The sequence below is a fragment of the Mesorhizobium sp. M2C.T.Ca.TU.002.02.1.1 genome, assembly GCF_003997225.1.
Genome location: NZ_RZTO01000534.1, coordinates 1 through 4,422, shown reverse-complemented (window position 1 = coordinate 4,422; position 4,422 = coordinate 1). Strand labels below are relative to the sequence as shown.

Genomic DNA, 4,422 nt, shown 5'->3' with positions numbered 1-4,422 from the left:
CGATGGCGTTGCGGGCGGCCTCGATCGCCTCGGGTGCCATCTGCACGCCGTCGGTTCGCATATAGGTGATGAGGCCGGCGGTCTCGCCGCCGACATCCATGCCTTCATAGAGTTTTTGCGCCACTTGCATGGTGCGGTTGGCCGAAAAGCCGAGCCGCGAGGAGGCGGCCTGCTGCAGGGTCGAGGTGGTGAAGGGCGGGCCGGGATTGCGCTTGGTCGGCTTGGCTTCGACCGACAATGCCTTGAAGGTCGCGCCCTCGAGCATCGCCTTGATGTCGTCGGCCTGCGCCTTGTTGGCGATGTCGAGCTTCTGCAACTTCTTGCCGGCATAGGCCGTCAGCCGCGCCTCGAAACTGTCGTTGCGTGGCGTGTCGAGGATGGCGGCGATCTGCCAATATTCCTCGCGGATGAAGCGCTCGATCTCGGATTCGCGGTCGCAGACGAGGCGCAGCGCCACCGACTGCACGCGGCCCGCGGAACGGGCGCCCGGCAGCTTGCGCCACAGCACCGGCGACAGGGTGAAGCCGACGAGATAGTCGAGCGCGCGGCGGGCGAGGTAGGCGTCGACCAGCGGCGCGTCGATCTGGCGCGGATTGGCCATCGCGTCGAGCACCGAGGCCTTGGTGATAGCGTTGAAGACGACGCGGCTGACCGGCTTGTCCTTCAGCGCGCGCTTCTGCTTCAGGACTTCCAGCACATGCCAGGAAATCGCCTCGCCCTCGCGATCCGGGTCGGTGGCGAGGATCAGCCCGTCGGCATCCTTGACCGCCTTGGCGATGTCGGCGAGGCGCTTGCCGGACGCGGTGTCGACCGACCAGGACATGGCGAAGTCCTCGTCGGGCCGCACCGAGCCGTCCTTGGCCGGCAGGTCGCGGACATGGCCGAACGAGGCCAGGACCTTATAGTTCTTGCCCAGATATTTGTTGATTGTCTTCGCCTTGGCCGGCGATTCGACGACGACGACGTCCATGAGGTCTCTTAATCTGCTGTGAGGCGGCGGAAGGAAGCTCCGCGGCGCACGACGAAATCCCACTCTTTTCGTCGCTCACATGGCCGTGCTTTTGCAATCGGTCAAGGGGAAGCGGCCAATTTGGGAAGCGGCCGTCGGCGATACACTCTTAGAGTGTATGGCAAAGATCACATTTTTTGGGGATGGAGGCATGCACGCCCGAACCGGGCGGACGACCGGCAAAAGACGACTGGCTGCCGGATCGAGGGTGCCGGCAGCCAAAGCGTTCAACAGCGTGAGTTCAATCAGCCTTGACCACGTGCCAGGCGCCGGCGACGCCTTCACCGGTCATGTCGCCGGCCTTCTTGTCCTTGATGAAGGTGTAGACCGGCTTGCCGTCATAGGCCCACATATGGGTGCCGTCAGTGCGCTTGACGACAGACCATTCGCCTTCGGTCTTGGCGCTCGCCTTGGCTTTCAGCGGCGGCCAGTTGGCGGCGCATTTGTCGTAGCAGTTGGACTTGCCCTTCTCGTCCTTGTCGAAGGTGTAGAGCGTCATGCCCTTGGCGTCGGTATAGATCTTGGTGCCGCCGACTTCGGCTTCCTTCCATGCCTCGGCGGCGTGGGACGCGGCGGTGCCGAGCAAAAGGGCGGCAAACCCGAGTGCAATCGCTTTCATGATAAATCTCCCTGAGAACAAGCACGCGGCAATCGCGCGCTCACCTGAACAACGCATTGAGGCTGCCGTTTCTTCCTTCGCGAAGCGGCGACGTGCCACACAATGGTGATTGGCAGGGGCGCGCCCGCATCGCTATATCGACGCCAACACAATCGGGACTCATTGGATGGCATTGGACATCGGCTATGTCAGCGCGGTCGGGGCAGGGGCGATCTCGTTCCTGTCGCCTTGCGTTCTGCCGCTGGTGCCGCCCTATCTCTGCTACATGGCCGGCGTCTCGGTCGATGATTTCCGCGGCAATGCCGGCATAACGGCGCGCGAGGGGACGCGCGGCGCGCTGCTCTACGCGTCCTTGGCCTTCGTGCTCGGATTCTCCACCGTCTTCGTCGCGCTCGGCGCCGGCGCCTCGACCATCGGCCGGCTGCTGCGCGTCTGGCAGGAGCCGCTGGCGATGGCGGCGGGCGTGCTGATCATCATCATGGGCCTCAACTTCCTCGGCATCCTGCGTATTCCGCTGTTGTCGCGCGAGGCGCGCTTCCAGTCGCAGGGCAAGCCCGCCAGCATGATCGCGGCCTATGTCATGGGGCTCGCCTTCGCCTTCGGCTGGACACCCTGTATTGGCCCTGTGCTCGGTCCGATCCTGACCTTGGCCGGCGGGCGCGAGACGGTGGGCGAGGGCGCGTTGCTGCTTGCCGCCTATTCGCTCGGCCTCGGCATTCCGTTCCTGATCGCGGCGCTGTTTTCCGGCGCCTTCATGCGCTTCCTCGGCAAATTCCGCGTCCATCTCGGCCGCGTCGAAAAGGCGATCGGCGCGCTCCTGGTCGTCGCCGGCGTGTTTTTCCTCACCGGCGGGGTGCAGAGCGCGTCCTACTGGCTGCTGGAGAATTTCCCGGTGCTCGGGCGCTTGGGATAGCCGCTGCCGCCGACCCGGAACGATGGCTGAGAGCTCGCGTTACAAGCTTGTGCGCAAACTTTGCGGTGAGGCGACAATGGTGGCCAAGGCGGACGTCCAAAAGTTCTTCAAAGCGTACGAGAAGATCTACAACGACGCTATCGCCGGCAATGTCGATATGGACGATTTTGGGGCGATGTACTCGACCGGATTTGTTTCGGTCACGCCGGCCGGCGTGATAACCGGCGAGAACGGTCCGCAATTCAAGGACGTGATGAAGAACGGTTTCGAGGCCTATCGGGCGATGGGCAGCAAGACGATGACCTGCAAGGATGTCTCGGTGATGGCCATCGATGAGGACCGTTGCGTGGCCAAGGTTGAATGGTCGGGCGAATATGAACGCAAGGACAGAAGTCCGGTCACCATCGACTTCGAGGTCGATTATCTCGTCGAACGGCGCGACGGCAGCCTGAAAGTGTTCGGCTGGATCGCCGGCGACGAGCAGGCAGAATTCAAGAAACACGGGCTGTTGTAGAGGCGGTTGTCGGTTTCTCCAGATAGACCTGCTGATTAAGAGTCAGCTGCTCGGCCACATCACCGGAATTTAACCGCATTGGTGCAGCATCACCCGGCTGCTAGCTTGCATTGATTCAAACCTTTTTCATACGGTTGCCCATCCATGAGCCAGAGATCCTGCCTGTCCGTCGTCCTCGCCGCCGGCGAGGGCACGCGCATGAAAAGCGCCATGCCCAAGGTGCTGCACGCCATTGCCGGCCTGCCGATGGTCGCGCATGTCGTGAAAGCGGCCGAGGCTGCGGGGGCAACCGGCCTGGCGCTGGTGATCGGCCACGGCGCCGACGAGATGCGCAAGGCGGCGCAGAAATTCGCGCCGAAGGCGGAGACTTTCGTGCAGGAGAAGCGGCTCGGCACCGCGCATGCCGTTCTCGCCGCCCGCGAAGCGATATCAAAGGGTTACGACGATATCCTCGTCATGTTCGGCGATACGCCGCTAATCGATGCGCAAGCATTGGCCGCCGCGCGGCAGAAGCTGGCGGAAGGTGCTGCCGTCGCGGTCATCGGCTTCCGCCCGCCAAACCCGACCGGCTACGGCCGTTTGATCGAAAAAGGCGGCCGGCTTGTCGCAATCCGCGAGGAAAAAGACTGCTCCGAGGCGGAAAAGAAGATCGGCTTCTGCAATGCCGGCATGATGGCGGTGGCGGGCAAGCATGCGCTTCGGCTGCTCGACAAGGTCGGCAACAAGAACGCCAAGGGTGAATTCTACCTTACCGACATCGTCGAGATCGCCGGCGCGGAGGGTCTCGACGTCGTGGCGACGGAAGCGGGTTTCGAAAGCGCGCTCGGCATCAACAACCGGGCCGAGCTTGCCGAGGCGGAAGCGATCTGGCAGGCGCGCCGGCGGCGCGAGGCGATGCTGTCCGGCGTTACGCTGATCGCGCCTGAAACCGTCTATTTCTCGCATGACACCGAAATCGGCGCCGACACGATCGTCGAGCCGAATGTCTGGTTCGGCCCGGGCGTCAGGATCGCCTCGGGCGCCCGGATTCACGCCTTCAGCCATATCGAGGGCGCAACGATCGCGTCCAATTGCGATGTCGGCCCGTTCGCGCGGCTGCGGCCCGGCGCGGATCTTCGCAACAAGGCCAAGGTCGGCAATTTCTGCGAGGTCAAGCAGGCGACGATCGAAGAGGGCGCCAAGGTCAACCACCTGACCTATATCGGCGATGCGCGCGTGGGCGCCGCGGCCAATATCGGCGCGGGCACCATCACCTGCAATTATGACGGCTATTCGAAATTCTTCACCGATATCGGCGAGGGCGCCTTTGTCGGCTCGAATTCCTCGCTTGTTGCGCCGGTCTCGATCGGCAGGGGCGGGGAAAACTC

Annotated in this window: 5 protein-coding genes; 3 read left to right on the top strand and 2 right to left on the bottom strand. The window is 63.3% G+C overall.

Annotated features, from left to right (window positions below; all coding sequences use genetic code 11):
* Together EOD07_RS24245 and EOD07_RS24240 are read right to left on the bottom strand one after the other, a co-directional pair.
* Nucleotides 1-970 (bottom strand): DNA topoisomerase (locus tag EOD07_RS24245; RefSeq protein WP_245470445.1); only part of this gene is annotated, 970 nt, incomplete at its 3' end.
* A gap of 280 nt (nt 971-1,250) precedes the next feature.
* Nucleotides 1,251-1,628: a hypothetical protein gene (locus tag EOD07_RS24240; protein WP_127237244.1), complete on the bottom strand. Its 378-nt coding sequence runs from the start codon at nt 1,626-1,628 to the stop codon at nt 1,251-1,253.
* Nucleotides 1,629-1,794: 166 nt separating this feature from the next.
* Between EOD07_RS24240 and EOD07_RS24235 the strand changes: the two genes are divergently transcribed.
* The 3 genes from EOD07_RS24235 to glmU form a co-directional block, all read left to right on the top strand.
* Nucleotides 1,795-2,541 carry a cytochrome c biogenesis CcdA family protein gene (locus EOD07_RS24235; RefSeq protein ID WP_127237243.1) on the top strand — a complete coding sequence of 249 codons (747 nt, stop codon included), beginning with the start codon at nt 1,795-1,797 and terminating at the stop codon, nt 2,539-2,541.
* A gap of 76 nt (nt 2,542-2,617) precedes the next feature.
* A complete protein-coding gene (locus EOD07_RS24230; RefSeq protein ID WP_127237242.1) occupies nt 2,618-3,055 on the top strand; it encodes a nuclear transport factor 2 family protein in 438 nt (145 codons plus the stop codon).
* Between the two features lie 144 nt (nt 3,056-3,199).
* A partial coding sequence (gene glmU / locus EOD07_RS24225; protein ID WP_127237241.1) for a bifunctional UDP-N-acetylglucosamine diphosphorylase/glucosamine-1-phosphate N-acetyltransferase GlmU occupies nt 3,200-4,422 on the top strand: 1,223 nt, incomplete at its 3' end.